This is a genomic window from Brevibacillus sp. NRRL NRS-603 (genome assembly GCF_003013445.1).
Classification (GTDB): domain Bacteria; phylum Bacillota; class Bacilli; order Brevibacillales; family Brevibacillaceae; genus Brevibacillus; species Brevibacillus formosus.
This window is the reverse complement of record NZ_PXZN01000034.1, coordinates 21,275-44,332: the sequence shown is the minus strand read 5'-3', so window position 1 is coordinate 44,332 and position 23,058 is coordinate 21,275. Positions and strand designations below refer to the sequence as shown.

At 47.1% G+C, this 23,058-nt stretch carries 28 protein-coding genes, 1 tRNA gene and 1 pseudogene; 12 read left to right on the top strand and 18 right to left on the bottom strand.

Features of this window, described 5'->3' with window-relative positions; genetic code table 11:
- Positions 1 to 55 precede the first annotated feature (55 nt).
- Positions 56 to 364 carry a DUF4870 domain-containing protein gene (locus C7R94_RS23560; protein WP_047074417.1) on the top strand — a complete coding sequence of 103 codons (309 nt, stop codon included), beginning with the start codon at positions 56 to 58 and terminating at the stop codon, positions 362 to 364.
- 82 nt (positions 365 to 446) lie between these two features.
- Here the strand turns inward: C7R94_RS23560 and C7R94_RS23555 are convergent, their stop codons facing one another.
- The 8 genes from C7R94_RS23555 to C7R94_RS23515 form a co-directional block, all read right to left on the bottom strand.
- Positions 447 to 1,079 carry an NAD(P)-dependent oxidoreductase gene (locus C7R94_RS23555; RefSeq protein WP_106785183.1) on the bottom strand — a complete coding sequence of 211 codons (633 nt, stop codon included), beginning with the start codon at positions 1,077 to 1,079 and terminating at the stop codon, positions 447 to 449.
- A gap of 191 nt (positions 1,080 to 1,270) precedes the next feature.
- Complete coding sequence (locus tag C7R94_RS23550; RefSeq protein WP_106785182.1) at positions 1,271 to 1,660, bottom strand: rhodanese-like domain-containing protein; 390 nt, start codon at positions 1,658 to 1,660, stop codon at positions 1,271 to 1,273.
- A gap of 24 nt (positions 1,661 to 1,684) precedes the next feature.
- Entirely contained in the window at positions 1,685 to 1,951 is a 267-nt protein-coding gene (locus C7R94_RS23545; RefSeq protein ID WP_106785181.1) for a metal-sensitive transcriptional regulator, read from the bottom strand.
- 115 nt (positions 1,952 to 2,066) lie between these two features.
- Complete coding sequence (locus C7R94_RS23540; RefSeq protein ID WP_106785180.1) at positions 2,067 to 2,549, bottom strand: DsrE/DsrF/DrsH-like family protein; 483 nt, start codon at positions 2,547 to 2,549, stop codon at positions 2,067 to 2,069.
- An 85-nt stretch (positions 2,550 to 2,634) separates the two neighbouring features.
- Positions 2,635 to 3,423 carry a sulfite exporter TauE/SafE family protein gene (locus tag C7R94_RS23535; RefSeq protein ID WP_106785179.1) on the bottom strand — a complete coding sequence of 263 codons (789 nt, stop codon included), beginning with the start codon at positions 3,421 to 3,423 and terminating at the stop codon, positions 2,635 to 2,637.
- Between the two features lie 340 nt (positions 3,424 to 3,763).
- On the bottom strand, positions 3,764 to 3,988 hold the full coding sequence (locus tag C7R94_RS23530) for a sulfurtransferase TusA family protein (RefSeq protein ID WP_007719853.1): 225 nt from the start codon (positions 3,986 to 3,988) through the stop codon (positions 3,764 to 3,766).
- Between the two features lie 206 nt (positions 3,989 to 4,194).
- Positions 4,195 to 5,346 (bottom strand): MBL fold metallo-hydrolase, encoded by a 1,152-nt coding sequence (locus tag C7R94_RS23520; protein ID WP_106785178.1) that lies wholly within the window; start codon positions 5,344 to 5,346, stop codon positions 4,195 to 4,197.
- A gap of 13 nt (positions 5,347 to 5,359) precedes the next feature.
- Positions 5,360 to 5,941 (bottom strand): sulfurtransferase TusA family protein, encoded by a 582-nt coding sequence (locus C7R94_RS23515; RefSeq protein ID WP_106785177.1) that lies wholly within the window; start codon positions 5,939 to 5,941, stop codon positions 5,360 to 5,362.
- A 176-nt stretch (positions 5,942 to 6,117) separates the two neighbouring features.
- Between C7R94_RS23515 and C7R94_RS23510 the strand changes: the two genes are divergently transcribed.
- Positions 6,118 to 6,546, top strand: coding sequence for a DUF4275 family protein (locus C7R94_RS23510; RefSeq protein ID WP_106785176.1), 429 nt, complete (start codon positions 6,118 to 6,120; stop codon positions 6,544 to 6,546).
- Between the two features lie 81 nt (positions 6,547 to 6,627).
- Here the strand turns inward: C7R94_RS23510 and C7R94_RS23505 are convergent, their stop codons facing one another.
- Both C7R94_RS23505 and C7R94_RS23500 read right to left on the bottom strand, forming a co-directional pair.
- Positions 6,628 to 7,932, bottom strand: a complete 1,305-nt coding sequence (locus C7R94_RS23505; protein WP_106785175.1) for a penicillin-binding transpeptidase domain-containing protein — start codon at positions 7,930 to 7,932, stop codon at positions 6,628 to 6,630.
- Complete coding sequence (locus C7R94_RS23500) at positions 7,916 to 8,446, bottom strand: RNA polymerase sigma factor (protein WP_106785174.1); 531 nt, start codon at positions 8,444 to 8,446, stop codon at positions 7,916 to 7,918. Before C7R94_RS23500 ends, C7R94_RS23505 begins: the two co-directional genes overlap by 17 nt.
- A 136-nt stretch (positions 8,447 to 8,582) precedes the next feature.
- Between C7R94_RS23500 and C7R94_RS23495 the strand changes: the two are divergent.
- A pseudogene (locus C7R94_RS23495) lies at positions 8,583 to 8,879 on the top strand (GNAT family N-acetyltransferase); the annotation flags it as partial.
- A 63-nt stretch (positions 8,880 to 8,942) separates the two neighbouring features.
- On the opposite strand, the gene C7R94_RS23490 reads toward C7R94_RS23495, so the two are convergent.
- Together C7R94_RS23490 and C7R94_RS23485 are read right to left on the bottom strand one after the other, a co-directional pair.
- Positions 8,943 to 10,691, bottom strand: coding sequence for a methyl-accepting chemotaxis protein (locus C7R94_RS23490; protein WP_106785172.1), 1,749 nt, complete (start codon positions 10,689 to 10,691; stop codon positions 8,943 to 8,945).
- 433 nt (positions 10,692 to 11,124) lie between these two features.
- A tRNA-Ser gene (locus C7R94_RS23485) sits at positions 11,125 to 11,213 on the bottom strand.
- Between the two features lie 159 nt (positions 11,214 to 11,372).
- On the opposite strand from C7R94_RS23485, the gene C7R94_RS23480 reads away from it, so the two are divergent.
- Positions 11,373 to 12,092 (top strand): pseudouridine synthase, encoded by a 720-nt coding sequence (locus C7R94_RS23480; protein WP_047074394.1) that lies wholly within the window; start codon positions 11,373 to 11,375, stop codon positions 12,090 to 12,092.
- 39 nt (positions 12,093 to 12,131) lie between these two features.
- On the opposite strand, the gene tadA is transcribed toward C7R94_RS23480, so the two are convergent.
- Entirely contained in the window at positions 12,132 to 12,614 is a 483-nt protein-coding gene (tadA, locus tag C7R94_RS23475; RefSeq protein WP_047074393.1) for a tRNA adenosine(34) deaminase TadA, read from the bottom strand.
- A 184-nt stretch (positions 12,615 to 12,798) separates the two neighbouring features.
- Here tadA and C7R94_RS23470 point away from each other — a divergent pair, with 184 nt between their 5' ends.
- The 6 genes from C7R94_RS23470 to nagE all read left to right on the top strand — a co-directional run bounded on the left by C7R94_RS23470 (position 12,799) and on the right by nagE (position 18,779).
- Positions 12,799 to 13,296, top strand: a complete 498-nt coding sequence (locus C7R94_RS23470; protein WP_012683824.1) for a ribonuclease H-like YkuK family protein — start codon at positions 12,799 to 12,801, stop codon at positions 13,294 to 13,296.
- Between the two features lie 366 nt (positions 13,297 to 13,662).
- A complete protein-coding gene (glcT, locus tag C7R94_RS23465) occupies positions 13,663 to 14,520 on the top strand; it encodes a glucose PTS transporter transcription antiterminator GlcT (RefSeq protein WP_106785171.1) in 858 nt (285 codons plus the stop codon).
- A gap of 130 nt (positions 14,521 to 14,650) precedes the next feature.
- Entirely contained in the window at positions 14,651 to 15,148 is a 498-nt protein-coding gene (locus C7R94_RS23460) for a PTS sugar transporter subunit IIA (RefSeq protein WP_048035526.1), read from the top strand.
- A 28-nt stretch (positions 15,149 to 15,176) separates the two neighbouring features.
- A complete protein-coding gene (locus C7R94_RS23455) occupies positions 15,177 to 15,434 on the top strand; it encodes an HPr family phosphocarrier protein (protein ID WP_007719815.1) in 258 nt (85 codons plus the stop codon).
- 40 nt (positions 15,435 to 15,474) lie between these two features.
- Complete coding sequence (gene ptsP, locus C7R94_RS23450) at positions 15,475 to 17,187, top strand: phosphoenolpyruvate--protein phosphotransferase (RefSeq protein ID WP_106785170.1); 1,713 nt, start codon at positions 15,475 to 15,477, stop codon at positions 17,185 to 17,187.
- Between the two features lie 152 nt (positions 17,188 to 17,339).
- Positions 17,340 to 18,779, top strand: coding sequence for an N-acetylglucosamine-specific PTS transporter subunit IIBC (gene nagE / locus C7R94_RS23445; protein ID WP_106785167.1), 1,440 nt, complete (start codon positions 17,340 to 17,342; stop codon positions 18,777 to 18,779).
- An 18-nt stretch (positions 18,780 to 18,797) separates the two neighbouring features.
- Here nagE and C7R94_RS23440 read toward each other — a convergent pair whose 3' ends face one another.
- Positions 18,798 to 19,049 (bottom strand): hypothetical protein, encoded by a 252-nt coding sequence (locus C7R94_RS23440; RefSeq protein WP_106785164.1) that lies wholly within the window; start codon positions 19,047 to 19,049, stop codon positions 18,798 to 18,800.
- Between the two features lie 23 nt (positions 19,050 to 19,072).
- The gene (locus C7R94_RS23435; protein WP_047074382.1) at positions 19,073 to 19,285 is read right to left on the bottom strand and encodes a helix-turn-helix domain-containing protein; all 213 of its coding nucleotides are present in this window, start codon (positions 19,283 to 19,285) and stop codon (positions 19,073 to 19,075) included.
- 163 nt (positions 19,286 to 19,448) lie between these two features.
- Between C7R94_RS23435 and C7R94_RS23430 the strand changes: the two genes are divergently transcribed.
- Positions 19,449 to 19,808 (top strand): helix-turn-helix domain-containing protein, encoded by a 360-nt coding sequence (locus C7R94_RS23430; protein ID WP_233220644.1) that lies wholly within the window; start codon positions 19,449 to 19,451, stop codon positions 19,806 to 19,808.
- 99 nt (positions 19,809 to 19,907) lie between these two features.
- Here the strand turns inward: C7R94_RS23430 and C7R94_RS23425 are convergent, their stop codons facing one another.
- Positions 19,908 to 20,255 (bottom strand): winged helix-turn-helix transcriptional regulator, encoded by a 348-nt coding sequence (locus tag C7R94_RS23425; protein ID WP_106785160.1) that lies wholly within the window; start codon positions 20,253 to 20,255, stop codon positions 19,908 to 19,910.
- Between the two features lie 197 nt (positions 20,256 to 20,452).
- On the opposite strand from C7R94_RS23425, the gene C7R94_RS23420 reads away from it, so the two are divergent.
- Positions 20,453 to 20,863 (top strand): DoxX family protein, encoded by a 411-nt coding sequence (locus C7R94_RS23420; protein WP_106785158.1) that lies wholly within the window; start codon positions 20,453 to 20,455, stop codon positions 20,861 to 20,863.
- 65 nt (positions 20,864 to 20,928) lie between these two features.
- Here the strand turns inward: C7R94_RS23420 and C7R94_RS23415 are convergent, their stop codons facing one another.
- Both C7R94_RS23415 and C7R94_RS23410 read right to left on the bottom strand, forming a co-directional pair.
- Positions 20,929 to 21,537: a hypothetical protein gene (locus tag C7R94_RS23415; protein ID WP_199197959.1), complete on the bottom strand. Its 609-nt coding sequence runs from the start codon at positions 21,535 to 21,537 to the stop codon at positions 20,929 to 20,931.
- A 291-nt stretch (positions 21,538 to 21,828) separates the two neighbouring features.
- A complete protein-coding gene (locus tag C7R94_RS23410; protein ID WP_106785237.1) occupies positions 21,829 to 23,010 on the bottom strand; it encodes a NupC/NupG family nucleoside CNT transporter in 1,182 nt (393 codons plus the stop codon).
- Between the last annotated feature and the right edge of the window lie 48 nt (positions 23,011 to 23,058).

The following is a 23,058-nucleotide window of genomic DNA, read 5'->3' as shown; positions in this document are numbered from 1 at the left end:
AAGTTACAATGACAGTAGATCAAGTTTTACATCTAATCGAGGAGGATTTATTTTTATGGATTATAAAGGTGTAAAAGTCATAACGCACGCTAGCACATTTTTTGCACCGATCCTTGTGCCCATTCTTGTCTGGTTGCTCGTACAAAATCGTGACGCCAAAAGCATGGCGCTGCAAGCTTTGTTCTTCCACATCATTATGACGGTGCTCATCGCTATTTCCTGGTTCTTCGTCTTCTTGTTGATTGGGATTCCGTTCCTGATTGTGTTTGGACTGATGGCGATCTACTACCCGATTAAAGGTATCATTTACTCCTTAAATGGACGCCCGTTTTCCTACCCATTCGTCGGTGGGATTGGCAGATAAATCTCGATACACAACAAAGACCAGCTATCCTGTGGTAGGAAGCTGGTCTTTTTGTTCAGGTAGAGCCTAATTCCAATCGAGATTAGGAGCCTACTGTGAAGCGCTCATTTTGATGCTTCGGATTTTCGATTTCATCGAGCAACGCCACTGCGTAGTCAGCATAGCTCACATAGCTCTGTCCGCTAGCGTTCACCAACAGATGGTCTTTTCCGAGTCGGTACGAACCTGTTCTCTCCCCTGCTGGGTCAAAAAAGGCAGATGGACTGATATACGTCCATTGAATGCCGTTTGACTCTTCCAATACACGCAAGTACTCTCCATGCTTTTGTGCAGTTGCCAAGTAAGCTTTAGGGAATTCAGGAGTTTCTACTAGGCGCAGTGTTTTAGCTTCGTCTACAAACAAACTGCCTGCACCACCTACAACGAGCAAGCGTGTAGAAGGAGCGCCCTTCAATGCTTCAATCAGAGCCTTCCCTGATTCTACGTGCAGATGTTCTTGACCTGCTGGTGCGCCAAAAGCATTTACGACTACGTCAAATCCATTCAAATCTGCGGCTGTCAGGTCAAACACATCTTTCTGAATCACAGCTACATCCTTTTGCTCGATTTTGGATGCATCACGCACAATCGCTGTCACTTGATGACCACGATCCAACGCCTCTTTCATAATCACTTTACCTGCTTTACCGCTCGCTGCTACAATTGCAATCTTCATGATGAAATTCCCTCCGTTTTGTATGTTATAGGTGTAACCGATTAAGTTACAACCCTCTCAAAAATTATAGGCGTTTACTGCGCCACCCTGTTGTAATCATTTTAGTTACAACTAATTAAAATGTCAACCCTGTTTTTTTCATCGCATAAAAAAAGCACCCGGATATTCAAACATACACCAGGTGCTAGCTGTTACTTCTTTTTTCTCGGACCATTCCAGGTAATGAACCCGCCTTGCAGATGAGCCATCTGCGAAATGCCGTGTTTCTTTAAAATTTTTGCTGCCTGCTTGCTACGCATCCCGCTCCGGCAGTATAGCAATATATCGTTTTTGCTGGAAATTTCTCTTGCACGTTGGTCGAGCTGAGACAAAGGGATGTTCACCGCTGATGGAATATGACCCGCTTTATATTCATGCGGCTCACGTACGTCGATGAGCATCACCCTGCTTTTTTGGTTAACCCGTTCCTTGAACTGATCTGACTTGAGATTCTCCAATCCCTTCACAGGAACGAAGCGAGAGATGATATACCAAATAATTACCGCATAGGCGATTAGCAAAAGAATCGTAGTGAAACTCATAGGAAGCTCCTCTCCATAATCGGTTTAACGGCTCTTAACCAAAAGCTCTACGGCTTCTTTCACCAGCTTGCTCGTGTCTCCTCCAACAGCCTGCTCTTCTAACAAACAGCGTTGCAGATTTTCCGCAACAATCTGGGCAATCGCCTTATCTGAAGCGTTGCGAACAGCGGAGAGCTGCGCTACTACGTCTTTGCAGTTTTTCTGCTCGTCCATCATTTTCAGTACACCGCGTACTTGTCCTTCAATTCGTTTTAAACGTCTTTTGATATCGTCACTGTAGTTGTAATCCATATGAATTCCTCCTGTTTCCCGACAAGGCATACGTATCAATCTTGGAACTACCTTACATACAGGTATCTTATGCGAAATCCAGGCAATGTCAAGCAAGCTGCCAATGCGGGCTGTTTTAAATAAACAGGTTTACTTTTGCCTGTGTCGCATCTCCCAAATAAGCGGCTACACCTGCATACTCCATTCCCTCGAGTAATTCCTCCTGTTTGAGACCTAGCAAGTCCATCGTCATCGTACAAGCGACCAGCTTCACTCCCTGCTCCTGTGCCAGCTCGATGAGTTGTGGAAGCGTCAGGGCATTGTGCTTTTTCATGACATGCTTGATCATCTCTGGCCCCATGCCCATCATGTTCATTTTAGAAAGCCCGAGCTTCTTGGCACCTCTTGGCATCATCCAACCAAACGCTTTTTCGAGCCACCCCTTCTCTACCTTCACGATCTCGTCCTTGCGCATGGTATTCAGTCCCCAGAAGGTGAAGAAAATCGTGACATCATGATCATAGGCAGCAGCACCGTTGGCAATAATAAAGGCTGCAATTGCTTTATCCAAGTCACCGCTGAACAACACAATCGTTGTTTTTTCTTTTTGCTTTTCCATCGTAAGAACACTCCTTAAAAATACTTATACTTGTATGGGTATTAAAATAAACAAAAGAAGCTTTTGCAACGAAAAGCATCTTTCCTTATAGAATGTCACTCCAAATCTTGATAGCCGTTCCACAGATCAGCACAATCAAGCCATAACGCAAATATTTCACATCGCTCTTGGCGCTGACCATACTGCCCACCGGCGCCCCCATAACACTGCCGATGACCGTATACAAAACGGGCATGAGCGGAATTTGCCCACCCGACAGCTTCCCGATCACACCACCTATTGCGGAGATGAATACAATAGCCAAAGATGAAGCAATCGTCACCCGCGTAGGTATTTTCAAAACGGTCAGCATAATCGGAATGAGGATGAACGCTCCCCCTGCACCGACAATCCCGGATACGATTCCTACAGCAAACGCAGTACCAGCAGCAATGAAGCGGTTATACGCTACTTCCCCTGCTGCCGCTTCTGTCCCTCTATTTTTCACGAGCATCAAAATCACGGCGATGATTGCCAGTATCCCGTACACCACATTGATGCTTTCATTCGACAGGTATTGGGAGAGAGCCGCACCAATCAGGCTACCCGCCAAGATGCTTACCCCCATATCTCTGACGAGTCCTTTATGAATCAGAGGCGAGTTTTTCCCGTTTCTTTTGCGGAAAGCCAGTACGCCGGACAGCGACGCGAAAAATACTTGAAACATCGATATCACCGAAACTTCCTGGGCGGAAAACTGCGCCACCCCTAGTGCTGGCGGTATAAACAGGAGCATCGGATAGCTGATGATCGCTCCGCCAATCCCGAGCAATCCGGAAAAAAAGGAGCCGACAAAACCAAGAGAGACCATGAGCAGAAGCAGTAAAACGTCCATATATCCTCCTCGCATTCCTACCTAACACATCGGAATGCTCAACCCTCTTTTCAAATGAACCATCATCAAGTAAAATTAATTCCAAGTAAATAACTGTGAATAAGGTGATTTAGATGATTCCCTTTTTCAAATCCATTTTTCAGCATCGCTGCCCCACCTGCCAAGAACCTTTGCGCTCACACAATAATGCCTTGTTCAGTGAAAAGCAATGCCCAAATGGCCACTACAAAGAAGAAATCTATACGCACCTTGGCGTACGTATTGTTTTTGAAAATCAGGAGTAAGCGAGCACTGCACGAACTGTTAGCCGCTTTATCCAAACGTGCTCGCTTCTGTCTCCCTACAGCTTTTTCACTAAAAATTTGTACACACCGTTCTCAACCTCATGGGAAACCAGTTCATTCCCGGTTTGCTTGACCCAAGCGGTGAAGTCGTTTAGAGAGCCTTTGTCCGTCGAGAGTACCTCCATGGTTTGACCGGATTGCATTCCGTCCATTGCTTTTTTAGCTTTGACGATTGGCATCGGGCAAGCCAGACCTTTTGTATCTACTACAATATCCGCCATGTTTTCATTCCTCCTGTTATATAAATAACTGTTCAAAAAGTCGGCTTTTCAGCACCGAGAAAGTGGCGAGAACCTGAAAAAGGAGGAGCGGAGTGCAGGGGACCTACATGAGCACCGGACTTTGAAGGTGAACGCCAATTTCGATGCCGATTCAACTTTCAGGACTACTTCGTGATCAAAAGACGATTTTTTGAACTACCTCTTGGTTATTTATCGTGAATGGCGCAGCGATTTGGTCCTACTTCCATCTCTTGTTGTTCCTCTTCGCTCGGTCTTAATTTCCCCATGTTCACTTGACGAATCTCTTGATACGCATTCGGCTGTGGCGGCAAATGATGCGTAACGATATACCGGAATTCACTTTCATCCGCAATCGTTAGCCCTGGATTGTTGCGATACAAGTCACCCAAACGGGCAGACACGGCCCCCATTGGACCAAGCTCCGTGTAGCTGCCAAAATGAGCAGGCAACACGACTAAATGCTCGGGAAGCTCTTTATATCGATTATACAAGGTGTTGTGCAGGTCTCCCACCCAATCTTCTGCTTTCCCAGCCAAATCCGGGCGTCCGATCGAAGCGACAAACAGACTGTCTCCCGTGAGAAAATACGTACCATCGACAATCAGTGACGTACTCCCGATGGTATGTCCGGGGGAATAAATCGGCAGGATCACGATTTTGGTTGCACCCACCTGGATTTCCTGCCCCTCCTCTAGCTTACTATAGGAATACGTAACTTCTTCCGCATCTTTTTCTGGAAGCCAATACGATGCATCGAGCTGATCTGCCAGCTTCTTTCCACCGGAAATATGGTCGGCATGCAGATGGGTATCGATGGTGTGCTTGATCGTCCATTGATGCTTGGCTGCAAATGCTTCGTACACATCCGTCATCCGCAATGTATCGACGACAGCCGCCTCCCCTCCAGATACGATCATGTATGACAGGCAGCCTTTTCCAATGCGGACAAACTGATAAATCGCACCGCCGTCACGGAGATCACCCACCTTCACTGGCTCCAGATGCTCACTCCACGCCTTCATGCCACCTTGCAGGTAAGAAACATCGGTAAAGCCCGCTTCTGCCAGCATCTCTGCGACAAAAATGGACGAGCCCTCTTTTGCACAGACGACCAACACCTTCTGTTTCACAGGGATTTTCTCAAGAACAGCCTCCACCCCGTCCAGCAAATCAAAGTAAGGGATGTTCATGCTCACTACACGATGCCCTTCGATTTGCCAAGCCTCGTAATCGCTCGTATTACGAACGTCGAGAATAAACAATTCCTCTTGAGCAAAAAGAAGCTGCGTTAGCTCGTGTGCTGTCATTGCCTTCACGACTGTTTGTTGTTCCATCATCTTTTTCTCCCCCTTATTGTTTTTCTGCCGGGCCATTCCAGCCGGACATACCCGGTAGCACATTGGTGATTCTGGTAAAACCTTTTTCGGCCAGCAACTGACAAGCCATGTCGCTGCGTTTGCCGGATCGGCAGATGATATAGATGTCGTCATCAGGCTGTAATTCATCCATGCGCTGCTCTAATACTCCCAGGGGTATTGAAATGGCTATAGGAATGCGGTGAAAAGCGTATTCCGCCGGTTCTCGCACATCAATCATTGTCAGCTTCTCGTTGGCTTCCAGCTTTTTTTGCAGTTCTTCATTAGAAATAGTCCGCAAGAAATTCGTCTCCTCCTTCCCTTCATGGGTACTCGCTTTTCGCAGGAAATGCTTCCATACTTCCCCCTCCTGAACCGTACCCAAAAATTCATGCCCGGTATTATTTGCCCAGCTCTTCAGGTCTGCCAATGATCCTTTATCCGTCGCCTGTACCTCCATCACTTGACCCGGTAACATCTCTTCCATCGCTTTTTTAGTGCGCACGACAGGCATTGGACATGCCAAGCCTTTGCAATCTACTGTTTTATCAGCGGAAAAATTTGATTGTACAGACATGTTGTCTACCTCCTGAATTTTTGAGTGGAAATGTGATCAATCAACTTTATACATATACCCCTATAGGTATTATGATATGCACCTAATTTTTCTTTGTCAATAGTCGAAACGTGACCGACCCACTCTTTCATACGTATTTTCTTAGAAATGATCTTGTACCGACATGGAGGGGCCCAATGAAACTAGCTGACCGGCTAAAGGAAAAGAACACGAAGACAACAGAGCTGTCTATTTGGGGACCATACTTACGGGAAGAATGGGAGAAGCATTTTGCGAGCCATCTGACCGAAGAAGACAAAGAGAGGATTTTTCTCAAAAATAAAGATGGCTACCAGGGGTATCTGTGGCATTTATTCAGCAATAAGCTGAGCGATTGTCTTGAACGAGAGGAAGCGGATGAAGCCTTTCAGCAGGTAGCCCATGAGTCGTACTATGTGTTTTACCAGCTTGAAAACGAAGTGTTGATCTTGGAAAATGCTGCGAAGTTTTCTGTGGCGGACTTGGAAAAGGAATACGATGTGTACGTCGTGGATAAGGATTTTACTTGGACGTATGTGAAGACCCATGAAACCCAATGGTGTGGGCCTTATTTTTGTAGGAAGTAGGATGGGAAAAACAAAGAGAGGAAGCATTCGGATACCTTTAGGGGTATGCCGCTATGCTTCCTTTTTTGATGGTTGGGCTGATTATCGGTGCTGGAGATACTGCAAACTGTTTACCATGATCTCTTTGAAAGGGGGCGCAACAATTTCTTGTCCCCATAATTTTACCCAGAGGTCTGTCTCCGGGTCATCAACAGCAATGTAAACCAATAGCTTTGGATCATCGCTGGGTGCAAATCCGATAAATGAATACGTATATTTTCCTTCGATGAAGTTTCCTCGCTGGTCGCGTTTCTGCACTATTCCAGTGCGCCCAGCGACTGCATGTTCTTTTATGGAAAAGGCTGTATCTGAGCCTGGTTTGTTTTTTACTATCACTTCTAAAACTTCTCGAACCTGTTTGGCTGTTTCTTCTGATATGACTCGACGCCCTTTGTCGATATGATTCTTTTCCTCCCTCGTGACATGGGGTTTCATCAATTCACCCCCGTTGGCGATGGCCCCGACAGCAGCTACTTGTTGAATGGCAGAGGCAGAACCCCCAAGTCCATAAGCTGCCATTGCTTTATCATAGGGAGTATCCATGTTTGGTATCTTTCCAGGCTGTTCATTGATTTGTTCGGTACCCGTTTTCGCTCCAAAACCGAATCGTTCAAAATATTGCTGTAATGAGTCATCGGGTATCTGTTCACTGAGCTTGGCAAAAGCGACATGCGAGGAACGTTGGATACCTTCTAAATACGTAATCTGTCCCCAGCCATAACCAACATTATGGTCTTTTATAAACTTGCCCGGGGTAATCTCGTAGGTTCCAGACTTATAAGTTTCGTTGTCATCATACTTTCCCTCTTCAATAGCAGCCGCCAACGTCACGATCGGAAATGCGGCCACAGGATCTGGCTTTGCTTTTACTATGTCTGGAACCCGGTCATTGTCATTCTGTTTTTTCAGATTCCCCATCCCAAGAATTTCCCCGGTATTTGGATCGGTAACGATTACCGTCATATTTTGGGGCTGATAGGCTTTGCTGGTCTTATGTATCGCTTCTTCTATATACTCCTGAATTTGTGAATCGAGGGTCAGAACCTTATCTGTTTGGGATGTCGGTCCTGCGGCTTGTGCCGTTTGATCCTCCTCAGCGCTCATCTGTTGTGCGCTCGGCACGGCCTCCGAAGGCATCCACTGATAGGCAATAAACAATAAAGCAAATGAAGCAGCAACGCCCCCTATGACCTTGGCATATCTTTTTCGCCTTTTCATCTGTTTGAGCAGCTCCCTTTCTCGACGGATATGACTCGCGATTTCACGTCGTTTGTCCTCGTCCATCTGAAGCGACGGAAATGATTGAAGCACTGTGCTTATCTCTTTTTCTTCAAAAGATGGCGTCATGTAGATTGACCTCCCTGCCGCTATTGCCCATTTGTTTTTGCAATTCCTTGATAGCTCTGTGTAATGTCGTGCTTACTTTTGTTTCGCTCCATCCCAAGATTTCTGCTGTCTCTGTTGTAGATGCTCCCTCTATCAAACGCAAGATCAGAACTTCTCGATACGTCCTTTTAAGGTGATTCATTGCTTCATATACTTCTTGCAATTGTTCCTTCAGCACCAAAGCTTTCTCCGGTGTACGCTCTTTGGAAATAAGGAAGCCAAGGACATTCTCCGGAAACCACTCCATCATTTTTTGCTTTCTCCGATAATCAATCGCTGCATGACGCGCAATGGTAAGAAGCCATGTCTTGGGCTGCGCTCTGCCTTCGTAACCAGATAGGGCTTTTAGCGCCTTCGTGAATACTTCCTGGACTAAATCCTCCACATCTCTTCGTCCGGTATAATATGCGATGTAATTGTAAATATCGTTGCCGTATTGCTGAAACCATCGCTCTATTCGGTCATCGGAATGCATTTGTACGCTCCTTTGTTTCGTTTGTACCTTATTAGACGCAAAAATGAGATTTGCTTACAGTTTTTGTGATATAAAAAAGAAAATGCCGGCCCACTTGAGCTATTATCTCGGGGGACAGCACCTTTTGGCGATATACATCATCTTTGTGTGTGAGCAGAACAACGAAGTAATCGGATATATCCATGGAAGTCCCTATGAATTGCTTTTTTCCGACTCTTTCGTAAACGTCCTAGGGTTTGTTGTGAAAGAAAAGGATAGGAATCAAGGTGTAGGTAGCATGTTGATTGAACATCTTGAACAGTGGGGAAAGAAGAATGGATTTTCTGGGATGAAACTGTTGTCCCACCCGAGTCGCATACATGCTCACAGGTTCTATGAACGACGTGGCTATCGATTTACAAAGGATCAGAAAAATTTTATAAAAAAGTTCTAAGCTAATGAAAAAACGCTTCTCCTGCCGCCCAGGGCAGCAGAAGAAGCAGTCTAATGTTTTAATCTATACTTTGAACTTGTTAATCTGCTCCTGAAGCTCCTCAGCCATCTTGGAGAGGGAACCCGCAGACGAAGCGATCTCCTCCGTGGAAGCCAGCTGCTGCTCCGTAGCGGCAGAGACGTTATTCACGCCGCCCGATGCTTCTTCCGCAATCGTTGAAATCTTCTCCACGTAATGGACGACCTCGTCCGTGCTTGCCGCCATCTGTTCCGCGCCTGCGGATACTTCCTGAATCTCGCCCGCGACCTTGTTGACCGCATTCGAGATGTTCTCAAATGCCTGTCCAGCTGCTGTGACAATTTCCATGCCGCTTTGCGTTTCGTCGCTGTTCATTTTGACTGCCTCAACCGCCTGCCTTGTATCATTCTGGATCAGCTGCACCAGGTCAGTAATGCGCTGCGCAGACAATGAGGATTCCTCGGCCAGCTTCCGAACCTCTTCGGCAACGACAGCGAAGCCGCGGCCATGCTCTCCAGCTCTTGCGGCCTCAATCGCCGCATTCAGTGCCAGCAGGTTCGTCTGACTCGCCAAATTATTAATGACCTCGGTGATCGTTCCGATCTCTGCCGAACGTTCTCCCAGTCCCGTAACCAGCTCCGATAGGGATGTGATAGAATTACGGACAGTATTCATCTGTTCGACCGCTGACTTGATGATCATATTTCCTTCCGCAGACTGGTTGGCCGCGTCAACGGCCGATATCGATACGCTCTGTGCCAACTGTGCGATCTGTTCCGAACCCAAAGCCATTTCGCCCATGGCCTGAGAGGAACGCTTGACAATATCCACCTGCTCGGAGGTACCCGTAGCCAATTCCTCCACTGTTAGGGTAATTTGCTCGGATGCCTTCGCATTTTGCTCTGCGCTGGCTAAAAGTTCTTCCGACGAAGCTGCTACTTGCTCAGAAGTCGTAGCTACTGATTCAATCATAGCGCGCAGATTCGCCGTCATCGTGTTGAAGGATGCTGCCAACGTGCCCAGCTCGTCCTTGTTACGCAGCACAATCGTCTCGCCCGTTAGATCGCCACTCGCAATCCGGACAGCGGCCTGATTTATTTGCTGGATTGGCTTTGAGATGATATGTGCCATGAAGAAGGCGATAAGCAGCGCAATGGCCGCCGCTACGAAAGTAGCCACAAGAATGATGACAAACGCTTGCTGGGAAAGCTCCGAAGCGCTTTGACTAACCTTTCCGGCCCCCTCATTGTATATATCGATTAATTTGACAATATTATCATTGGCCGTGTACCACAAAGGGTAGGCCACGCTATGTAACTTACTTGCTTCATCATATTTGTTTTCTCTGCCCAACTTCACGAACGCAGGCATTTTTTCCAAATAAGCATCGTATTTGGTGTTAAACTCTTCAAACAGATTGACAATCTCACTGCCTTCCGCATTGCTGGCATACACAAGCGTCTTCAGTTGTTTCCGTTCATCCTCGATCTTGGCAAGCAGTTGATCCAGAGCCTCCTTCTGCTTCGTGAGCTCCTCCTCGTTCTGTTCAACGATAATGTTGAGCGCAAGACGCTCCACGTCGGAAATGTCTCCATTCACCGTGCCAAGCAGGGTAACCGCTGGCATCCATGACTTATCGATATCCCCGGATATCATGGTCAAATCTCTGATCTGGCTTAATGCAAATGTACTCACAAATGCTAGCAGCGCAACAACTGTAAGAAACCCCGCCAGTAATTTGGTGCGAAGTGTAAGCCCTGTTTTTCCTGTTGCATTTCCCAACTTGCCGCTCATAATCCCCACTCCCCCAGCTACAAATAGATAAAATATATAATGAATATATCTAATTAATATATCGTCATATAACACAATGAAGTATAGAGTGAAAAACGAATTTTATTGCTTATACATCAACAAAATGTACGGCTTTAAGTACGACTCAAAATTGTTTCATGCTTTTGCACACGGCTGTAAGGGGTAATTATTGTTAAACCCTCCTGCTCGGCCATGTAGACCAGTATACTCAAGAATTGATCAAGGGTTTTGGAATGAAAAAGGGGGTATCTCAAAAGTCGATTTTCCGACTTAGAGACACCCCCTTTTTCTGTGAAACATTATATACAGGCAGAGCTGATGTTGAAGTATATTCTTGCCGAAAAAAATGGAAGCATATCTCCGCCTCATCGGCAAAAATATGCTTCATTCTCTTCGATCCGAAAAATCTAAGCGGAGAGAGTGGGATTCGAACCCACGCACGCCTCACGACGCCTAACGCATTTCGAGTGCGTCCCCTTATGACCACTTGGGTATCTCTCCATATTTGGTTTATCAGAAACATTACTTACTATAGCAAAATACAGTCAAAAATGCAAGTCCGATTCCTCTGCATGCCCCTTGATTTGCGCGGCTCATTAGGCCAAACTAAGAACAGCACACACGATTGGTATCCGATTAGAAGAAAAGTGAGGAAAATATATGAAACGTGAACGTTTGGACAAGGTGCTGGCCAATATGGCAATCGGCACGCGCAAGGAAGTGAAAGCATTAGTAAAACAGCGACTGATCGTCGTAGACGGCGTTGTCGCAACAGACCCGGGGATGCACGTCATTCCCGAGGAACAGGAAATCCTTGTGGATGGAGAACCGCTTAACTTTAAGCGCTGGGTATACGTTTTGCTGAACAAGCCGCCTGGGGTGGTTTCTGCTACAGAGGACAATGTCCATGAAACCGTAGTGGACTTGCTCCCGTACGAGTGGGCAATCAAAGTGCATCCAGTAGGCCGACTGGATATTGATACAGAGGGTCTCTTGCTCTTGACCAATGACGGTCAGCTCTCCCATAGCCTCTTGTCCCCGAAAAAGAAAGTGGACAAGGAGTACTTTGCACGCATCGATGGCCGGGTCACTGAGCACCATGTACAGGAGTTTGCCAAAGGCGTGGAATTAGAGGACTTCACTACACTGCCAGCCAAGCTGGAGATTATCTCTTCAGGTGAAACATCAGAGATTCGCGTCACTATCATGGAAGGAAAGTTCCATCAGGTAAAGCGGATGTTTGCTGCTTTCGACCTGCATGTCACCTATCTGCAACGGATTCGTATGGGCCCGCTTCACCTTGACCCGTCACTTGCCCCTGGTGAGTATCGCGAACTGACGGAAGAAGAGCTGAACATGCTGCAAAACGTAAACAAATAAAAACCGCCTGCATACAGACGGTTTGTCCAGACAGCCCGGTCATTCCTGTACGGGCTGTCTTTTTTTCCGCAATCCACGAAAGAAGTCCTTGAGCATCTGCCCGCATTCCTCTGCAAGAACACCCTCTATAACTGGTACCTGATGATTGAAGCGCGGTTCCGCAAGCAGGTTCATTAATGTCCCGGCACAGCCCGCCTTCGGATCGCGAGCGCCATACACGACCTGTTCGATGCGGCTTTGAACGATCGCACCCGCACACATTGGACACGGCTCCAACGTCACGTACAGTGTACATCCGATCAAGCGCCACCCACCCAAGCGTTCACTTGCCTCCCGGATCGCGATCAATTCCGCGTGTAAGGTAGGATCTTTTTGTGTTTCCCGCAGGTTGTAGCCGCGACCTACGATTTCCCCGTCGCGCACGATGACCGCACCGATCGGAACCTCGCCAATCGCAGCGGCTTTCTGGGCCTCTTCCATGGCTTGTTTCATATAATAATCATGTTCATTTGCTTGTATCACGTTTCCCTAAAGCTCCTTCAAAAACAGTCTTTCGTCCCGAACAAACGGACCATGTTTCCCAAAAAAGTTGATTCAAGAAGTTTTTGTCCTAACCCGTTCACATACTATCTGCGAGATTACATACATTAATGATGTAAGGAAGAAGTATGCAAATCATTGTTAGCCTCTTTCTGGAGGGATGTGAGTGGGCTTAACCTCTGCAAATACGTTATTTGATCGCTTTCACAGTCCGACTAGAGGTCTACTGGCAAAAGAAGAAGTGTTTTCCCACATCGAACATACCATCTCATCAATAGGTGGTCCATTTGAAATTATTGTGGGGGCCGACTCTCAATTAAAAAGCCGCGGGACTTTTTTTGCCCTTGTTATCACAGTGATCCGTCCCGGCCATGGGGGTACCTTCTTCTATCACAAATTTCAGGAACGCCGGTATTCATCCTTGCAACAGCGTATATTTCAGGAAGCGATGTACGCAGTCGGACTCGCCACAGAAGTACGCCAATATTTGCGGGACCGCCACTTGGATACTCCCATCCGCCTGCATTTTGATATCGGCACGAATGGTCCTACCCGTAAGTTTATCCAGTCTTTGTTGAGCTTAGCAGAAACCAATCACTTTCGTGCCGAGATCAAACCGAACTCCTTCTGTGCATCTACGATTGCCGACAAGTACACCAAGTAACAAAGCAGGCGGATTGCTATGAGGCGTCCGCTTGGCTTTGTTTTTCCCTTATCCCGTTGGTTCAAACAATTCGGGACAGGTTCCTGCTTCTCCTGCCAACCGTGTTTTTCCCGCTAACAGAGTGATTGACAATGTACGAGACGTGAGCTATTATATGCTTTAATTGAAGCGTTTTCACAAGGCGTGTTACTGGTAATGCAGGCATGAGCCGAGAAGATCTTTTTCTTGTTAAAAAGGTTTTTTCGGCTCTTTTTTCTGATTAACGTCATGGTTCATTGGCGTTTTTCATTAAATTGGATGTGACCGCTTGCGGTAAGCAAATACGGTCATGGACCGTTTTTGTCTATCTAAAGGTGGTGGAATGGATTGTCCCGTGAAAAGGAAAAAACGTACGCAATTACGCGTGTATTGAACCATAACGTCGTACTCGTGGAAGAACCCGGATCGAGACAAGAAATTGTCCTGTTCGGAAAAGGAATCGGATTTGGCGCAAAAACCGGGAATACCATCCCCGCCCAAGACTCGCGTGTGGAAAAGCGCTTCAGGCTCGAAAATGAAAATCATCAGAAGCAGTATCAGAACATCTTGAGCCAAGTAGATCCTGCTGTCGTAGGAATTGCGGAAGAAATTATCGCTCTTATTGCGAGTGAGATTACGCCAGAATTGAACGAACACGTCCATGTTGCCTTGCCTGACCATATCCAGTTTGCCATCTATCGGCTCAATAACGGCATGGAGATCGTGAATCCCTTCTTGTTCGAAATCCAGACGCTGTACACGAAGGAGTACGCGCTGGCGAACCGGGCAGCGGATATGATCAAAAACGCATTCAACCTGGACATTCCCGATAGTGAAATCGGTTTTCTGGCCTTGCACATTCACTCCGCGATCAGCTACGTCCCGGTAAAAAAGGCTGTCCAATTCACCAACATCATCACGGAGTTGGTAAGCCTGATTGAAGAGCGAACAGCCATTACGATTGAACGCAGTACCATTGATTACGTACGCCTCATTACCCATTTGCGCTTTGCCGTTGAGCGCATCCGTCAACAAAAATTCATCAAGAACCCGCTTCTGGACCGAGTCAAAACCACTATGCCAGAAGCATATCAATTGGCAACAGAGCTGGCTCAATACATCTCCACCCGTCTCGAGATTGCTGTACCAGAAGACGAGGTTGGTTATATGGCTCTGCACCTTTATCGCTTATTACAACAAAATTAAATCATAATCCTGCGTGTTACTAGCTCGACTAGGCATGAGCGGTGAGATCATACGGACATAGTAAGTATGTCGTCGTATGAATTCAACCGTCTCATGCCTTTTTTGGTTCAGACGCAAAAGGAGGATACTTATGCTGCGCAGTCTTTTTTCCCGTAAAAAACAACAACAAGAGGTAACCTTTCTTGCACCATTAACAGGTACCGTACTCCCCCTGTCCGAAGTACCTGATCCTGTATTCGCAGGTAAAGTCGTTGGTGATGGTGTAGCGATTCTGCCAAGTGCAGACACTCTCGTCTCCCCTGTCGATGGAAAGGTAACGCATCTTTTCCCTACTCACCATGCTATCGGGCTGTCGACTGAAAGTGGTCTTGAGATATTGATGCATATTGGAATCGACACCGTGAAATTAAACGGGAAAGGCTTTACCCCATTTGTCTCCGTTGGTGATCAAGTGAAAGCTGGCGACAAGCTCATCCAATTCGACAAGAGTGTACTGGAGGATGCTGGATGTCCGATCGTAACACCGATTGTTATTACGAACGGTGATATGGTTGCTGAAAAAAATGTAGTGGCAAAAGCAACTGTGCAAGCAGGTCAAGAGCCACTTATGACTGTCGTCTTAAAATAAACGAAGCGAATGGTTAGGGAGGTACAACATGGTTCAATTTGAGGTAACGGTCAATGTAGAGGGTGGGCTCCACGCGAGGCCAGCAGCTCTACTCGTGAATTGTTCGTCGCAATCTCAGTCAAAGATTACGCTGAGCAAAGGGACCAAACACGCAGATGGCAAAAGCATTCTTGGCATCATGACATTGGGCGTCTCCCAAGGTGACACCCTGACCGTTCAGATCGACGGAGCGGATGAACAAAACGTGGCCACTGCGATTCAGCAGCTATTGGAGCAATCCTCGTAAATCATACCGTGTAAACGACGGACAGGAAGGTGAAGGACGTATGTTGAAAGGAATCCCGGTTTCCGCTGGCATTTCGATTGCCCCTGTTTTACGCCTCACACACGAAACAGCCATCACGCAGGCAGAGTCCACCACTCCAGTGGATGCAGCTCAGGAGCTAGGACTACTTAGCAAGAGTGTAGAGCAAGCACGCGAACAACTGGAAAAGCTAAAGGAACAGACAGAGGAACAATTAGGTTCGGAAAAAGCGGCCATCCTCTCTGCTCATATTGCCTTTTTGGATGACCCGGCATTTGTCGGGGAGATGGGTGCGCTCATCGAAAATCAACAACTAGCGGCATCTGCCGCCGTCTCGCAAGTAGCCGATCAGTTTATTGCTCTCTTTGAGAGTATGGACGATGCCTACATGAAGGAACGCGCGGATGATATTCGTGATGTGAGCCGCCGTCTGATTCGAAATATTTCGGGCAGTGACACCGTCATCTCCTACCCGGAAGAGCCTTTTATCCTGGTTGCTTGGGACGTCACCCCATCCGAGACACTTCAGCTTCCGCTCCAGCATGTACGAGGAATTGTCACGGCCAAAGGCGGCGCTACCTCTCATGCAGCCATATTGGCACGCTCGCTCGGAATTCCCGCTGTCATGGGTGCAGGTGATACCTTAATGGAAAAAGTAGACTCCGGAAGCTTGCTGATCATCGACGGAACCTCTGGACAGCTAATTGTTTCGCCCGATGCAGATACACTAGCTGCCTATCAGGAAAAAGCCGCGCAGGAAGAAAAGGAACGCCAATTGTACGAAGCCATTAAAGAACTGCCTGCCGAAACAACCGATGGACACCGTGTTCACCTGATGGCAAACATGGCTGTGCCAGAAGAATCTGATGCATTGATCGCATCCGGTGTAGAAGGAATCGGGTTGTTCCGCTCCGAGTTTTTGTTCATGGATCGCAGCACCCTTCCCGATGAGGCCGAACAATTTGCTGCATACAAGCACGTAGCCGTTGCTTTTGGCGACAAGCCGGTCATCATTCGCACCTTGGATGTTGGCGGCGACAAGCATTTGCCAGCACTCGCGCTTCCACAGGAGGAAAACCCGTTCCTTGGCTTCCGCGCCATGCGCATCTCGTTAGCCAGACCGGAATTGTTCCTAGTGCAATTACGCGCTCTCTTGCGTGCAAGTGCATTCGGTCGCCTGCTGATCATGTTCCCGATGATTTCCCATTTGGAGCAGCTGCGTGAAGCCAAACGATTGCTGGAGCAAGCAAAAGCAGAGCTGCGAGCAGAAGGGACCGCTTTTGACGAGAAAATCGCCGTAGGCATGATGATGGAGATTCCGGGTGCCTGCCTGCAAGCAGATGCGTTTGCAAAGGAGGTAGACTTTTTCAGCATCGGCACGAATGATCTCGTCCAATATACCCTGGCAGTAGACCGGATGAATGCCAATATCGCCGAGCTGTACAGCTACTACCATCCAGCCGTATTACGATTGATTTCCCAAGTCATCGAAGCTTCCCATCGGGCGGGCATTTGGACCGGGCTGTGTGGGGAAATGGCGGGAGATCCGTTGGCAACCAAGCTCTTGCTCGGATTGGGGCTCGATGAGTTCAGCGGTGCCGCTTCGGTCATGCCAAAAGTCAAAGAACGTATTCGCTCCACCAGCTTAGAGGAAGCGAAGCAACTGGCCGATCACGTTCTTACCCTATCAACTGTAGACGAGGTCGTTCAATATCTGAAAGACAAAGCCTTATAAAAGGTTTTGTCGCCTGAGTAGTGAAAGCGCTTTCAATATTTCGATCAGAATGGTCTCTCTCCGGCTTATTCCTTGTGCCCTCATCATTTTGCCATTCATCCGGAGAGCGGCTTCCCTGATAAATTCATCCCATTCCAAGGAGGTTTTATCCTATGCTCGCTTTTCTGCAAAAGATTGGGAGAGCCCTCATGCTCCCGGTCGCAACGTTGCCAGCCGCAGCGATTTTGCAAAGCTTTGGTCTTCTCAAATTCGAGAAGGACCTCAATCTCGGCGCCTTTGGAGCATTTATGGACACGTACATCGCTCCGCTTTTGGCTGCTGGCGGTTCAGCCATTTTTGACAACCTGGCATTAATCTTTGCTATCGGTGTTGCGATTGGCTTGGCTGGAGATGCTGTTGCTGCTTTGGCCGCTGTCATTGCCTACGTCGTATTGACGAAAGTACTTGCAGCTGTTCCTGCTGCCATGCCTTTCATCGCGGATGATATAAAACTGAACATGGGTGTTATCGGCGGTATTATGGCGGGTGGTATTGCAGCGTTTTTCTACAACCGCTACCATTCGATCAAGCTGCCAGAATGGCTAGGTTTCTTTGGTGGAAAGCGCTTTGTCCCGATCGTCACTTCCCTTTCCATGGTGGTCGTCGGCTTGATTTTCGGGATCATTTGGGGGCCCATCCAGATTGCCCTCGACTCATTGGGCTCTTGGATCGTAGGTCTCGGCGCAACAGGTTCTTTCTTGTTCGGTTTCTTTAACCGATTGCTCGTTCCATTTGGTCTGCACCACGTACTCAATGCGATTGCCTGGTTCCAAATCGGTGACTTTACCGATGCGACAGGAAAAGTGGTACACGGCGATTTGCATCGTTTCTTTGCGGGAGACCCATCAGCAGGAATGTTTATGACTGGTTTCTATCCGATCATGATGTTCGCACTTCCTGGAGCGGCTTTCGCTATTATTCACTCAGCGCGTCCTGAAAAACGCAAAGTAGTTGCTTCTATGTTTATTGGTGCAGCTCTTGCTTCGTTCCTGACCGGGATTACCGAGGTCGTTGAATTTGCGTTCATGTTCGCTGCTCCACTCCTGTATTTCGTTCACGCGGTATTGACGGGTGTGTCCGGGTATATCGTAACCTCTCTGGGCATCAAGCACGGCTTTGGATTCTCAGCGGGTCTGATCGACTACGGTATCAACTTCCATCTGTCTACAAATGCCTGGATGATCATCCCGATCGGTCTGGCATTCTCCGTGGTCTACTACGCCCTGTTCCGTTTCATGATCGTGAAGCTGAACCTCAAGACCCCAGGGCGTGAAGATGACGAAGATCTGGCAGTTACAACTACGGGAAGGAACAATTCGATGCAGGAAAAAGCGATTCAAGTGCTCACTCACATTGGAGGAAAAGAAAACATCGTTAGCGTAGACGCTTGCATCACTCGTTTGCGCCTGGTCTTAAAAGACGACAAAAAAGTCAACGACAAAGCCTTGAAAGACCTAGGTGCAGCTGGTGTTATGCGACTCGGTCAAGGAAGCGTGCAAGTCGTCTTCGGAACCCATTCCGAGCTGCTAAAAGAAGAGATCAGCAAGCTGTAAAAGATAACGAATGCCCGGTCACGTTGAAGTCCGTACCGGGCTTTTTTCTGTTTCCTGAATGGGTAACGGACGCGACCCGGCATCATTCCCATCATGTGTCGTACTATATGGGCATCGCGCGTTGTTTTCCAACTCCTTTTCAAACATGACCAAGCGCTCGAGAAATCCCTCGCAAGCCGGCATACTCTGTGGCGCCATCATTTCAATTTCGTAAGCGACGGTCTTTCTCCATATTTCCAGCTGCCTTCTATTTGCCTCCCAAGCGTTCAAGCCATCCCACCCCTTTTGCTAAATCAGCAAATCATCCTGATAAAAAGGTCAAGCATGTTGCACCGTAGTTTTTTAGCCAATACCGGCAAATGATTAGCCTTGAAGTCATATTCTCCCTTCTCGTACTTCAAGTATGTCGAAGCATTTCGAAACCCGAGTGCTTCCGCCATTTCTTGCAAGGTCAGCTTGCACTCATTACGTCGTTGCGCGATAAACGGGAGGTTGAGTCGTTCCACCAGTTATCCCCTCCTGATTTGCAAAAATGGCAAATATTTATAGTTACATCATATCCTTTCAATTTTAGCAAAGTCAATACAGTTTTTGTTATATTAGCAATCTTGTTTTTTCCGTTTTGGAAAATTGTTAGAATGGAATTGCCAAAACGATAAAGGTGGTTTCATGATGTCCATAGTTGGTCAACGCATTAAATGGCTGCGCGAACAAAAACAATGGTCACAACTTCAATTAGCTGAAAAGCTGGGCATACATAATACGGTACTTTCGCGGATCGAGTCAGGTGACAAGAAGGGCGTCGATGCTCATCTGATATCGAAAGTCGCTGATTTATTTGAAGTATCCACCGATTTTCTCCACGGTCGCACGGAGGAACCATCTTGGCAACGCGGTTCTGTCCGGGAAACACCGGCGACCTTTTTGGATGTCGATGGCCTGACAGAGAAGGATCTGATTGAGGTCAAGCGGCATATTGAATTTTTAAAGTGGAAGGCTTTGCAGGAAAAGAACGAAGACCCTTCTTGAAGATTCATTAACGGATAACAGAAAAACCCCTGTCTCCAGAGGTTTTCATAGTGGCAAGCGTCAGGCGTACTCTCCTGATGCTTTTTTATATAAGCTGTGTTATTCTTCGCTGTCGTTAACCATTTCGTCTGCATTCAACTCGATCCAGCTCTGCGACCAAGACTCAATTCCTTTGAGCACCGGAGTCAGAGCTTTCCCCATTTCCGTTAAGGAATACTCTACACGGACAGGAGCAGAATCAGTAAACACCTGCCGATGCACGAGTCCTTCCTTCTCCAAATCCTTCAAACGCTCAGAAAGTAGCCTTCCGCTTACTGGCAGGGCCCCTTCCAATGCACAGAATCGCTGTGGTCCCGACAACAACTGGTATAGGATTAGACCTGTCCATCGCTTCCCCAACAACTGCATACCTTTTTCGAACTTTGGACAGAGGGTAGACTGTTTCATAGGTATCACCTCATTCTCCTTCCAGTATAACGCTCTTTGTTCCATCCATCAAAACCAATGATGTGAATCATCCTTGAAAATTACACTTGCCAACTACTGGGATTTTATTGAATCACTTGACTTAGGAATTTATTATTGTATACTTACTAACGAAAAGTAACTTTATTACGCATTTAAATTTTCGGAGGGATTCATACATGTCTAATCGTTTTGAATGGAGCGCACTTATTCTACGTGTGATTGCTGGTCTGACTTTTGCCATTCACGGAGTGGCTAAATTCCAAATGGGGCTGGAGAATGTCGCTGGTTTCTTCGGGACCATGGGACTCCCTGCATTCATTGCTTATCTCGTAGCCTTCTTGGAGGTAGTAGGCGGTATTGCCTTGATTCTGGGTCTGGGTACTCGCGTGTTCGCAGGTGCGTTGTCTGTTGTCATGCTTGGTGCGATCTTTAAGGCCAAGCTCGCTGCCGGCTTCCTAGGCGGTGAAGGCGGAGCTGGTTATGAATTGGATCTGGCCTTGCTTGCCATGCTGGTTTCTCTTGGAATTAGCGGCAGCACCAAGTTCGCACTGGACGCTATCCTGTTTGGAAAAAGATCGGTTGAGTAATGCCATTGTGAAACAAAAAGCCAAGTCGGAAGGTCACATTTGAGAGCCTTCTGACTTGGCTTTTATTATTCTTTTTGTGGTGATTCCTCGATCATTTTTTTATTGATGATCCTTATTTTGTCAGCTGGTGATTTCTCGTCCTTTGCACTAATAAATACGGAGTTATCTCCCGCTTCAAAAAACATGACATAATCCTGATCGGACATGCTCTTCTCTTCACTGACAGGCGCCCCCAGATTTTTACGGATCGTGTCCAGATTCGTTTCATTGAGATGAAGACCAGCCAAATCAATTCCATATACGCGATCTTGCCCATCAAAATAAATGAGTGCAGTCTCTAGCTTCTCAAAGACTTCATAGCGCCCGCCATCCCAATAATCCTGTTTCGTTACCTTTCCGTATAGCGCAGAAACCTCATCCCGCTTCATCCCGATGTGGATATCGAAGCCACTGATTTCGTTTTTGGCGAGCAGCTGCAAAAATTGCTTATCTAGATTAATTTGACGCACGGTAGCGGTTTGTTTCTCTTGCTTTTGGTCGCCACCGCTATTTCCCGCCTCTTGCTTCTGCTCAGTTACAGGCTGTGGTGTTGTATCTGTTGATACGTTCGTGTCAGGTGAACAGCCTCCTACAATCAAGCCTGCCATTACGGTCATACACACCCATTTTCTCATCCGAATTCGCTCCTTTTCTTCCTCTTGAATGGTTTCATCGCAACTTCATCACGGGTAAGCGTATCTTTTAGTAAAAGTGAGGTGTTGTATGATGCCACTCTGGTTACTCGTCGCACTTATTTTCGGAGGTCTCTTGCTGATTGGAGCCATCGTAACAACCGTGATTCCCATTCCTTTGATGAAGGATACGATCCGAGAAACAAAGACGAATATCTCAATTGATAGACGCTGCTCCCCATCATTTGGTTACGAAACCGTACGTAGCAAAAAAAGACCCCGGAAAGGGTCCCCTCACACCACAATGCTGATGATAATTCCTGACAAAATGCTGACGAGTGTTGCCCCATATAACAGCCTCAATCCAAACCGCGCAACGACATTTCCTTGTCTTTCATTCAAGCCTTTTACCGCGCCAACAATCGTCCCGATGGAGCCAAAGTTCGCAAACGAGATCAAAAACACAGACACGATGGCCACCGTTCTTTCGCTTAACTGACCTTGAATCTTCGTAAAATCGAGGATGGCGACAAACTCGTTCGCCACTATTTTAGTAGCCATGATACTTCCTGCTTGTACGGCTTCATGCCAGGGAACCCCCATAAGAAAAGCGAGCGGAGCAAAGACATACCCTAACAACGCTTGGAACGAGATACCGAATACCGCACTGAAAAACCCGTTCACCATCGCAATGAGTGCAATAAATCCGAGCAACATCGCGGCAACGACCACGGCTACTTTAAATCCATCCAGAATGTATTCCCCGAGCATTTCAAAGAAGGCCTGTCTCTCTTCTTTTCCTTGATCGAGCAAATCATCTTCCGGCTTCACTTCATACGGCGTAATAATAGAAGCAATGATAAAACCACCAAATAAGTTGAGTACCAATGCAGCTACCACATACTCCGGTTTAAGCATGGTCATGAAGGAACCCACGATCGACATAGACACGGTGGACATCGCGGAGGCGCACAGCGTGTACAACCTGTTTTCGGGAATCGCACCAAGCTGTTTTTTCACGGTAATAAACACTTCAGACTGCCCAACGATCGCCGAGGCAATCGCATTATACGACTCCAATTTTCCCATGCCATTCACTTTGCTCAATACGAGTCCTACATAATGAATAAATAATGGGAGGATTCTCGTGTACTGCAAAATGCCGATCAGTGCCGATACGAACACAATGGGCAGCAAAACTTGTAAGAAAAACGGCGACGCATCCGGATTCGCAATGCCACCGAAAACAAAATTGATCCCCTCGTAGGCATACTTCAGAAGTGTGGAAAAACTGCTGGCAATACCTGATATGAGAATGAGTCCAATATTGGTTCGCAACAGCAGCAAGCCAAACAAGATTTGAATCAGAATCATGATGAGGATAGGGCGATACCGAATGTGCTTTTTATCGCTACTTGCCAGCCAAGCAAGCAAAAATACCGTAATCAAACCTATTCCTGCGATGATATAATTCATGCAACCAACTCCGATCCACTTATCTCGCTCCATAATCTTCCCAAAAGA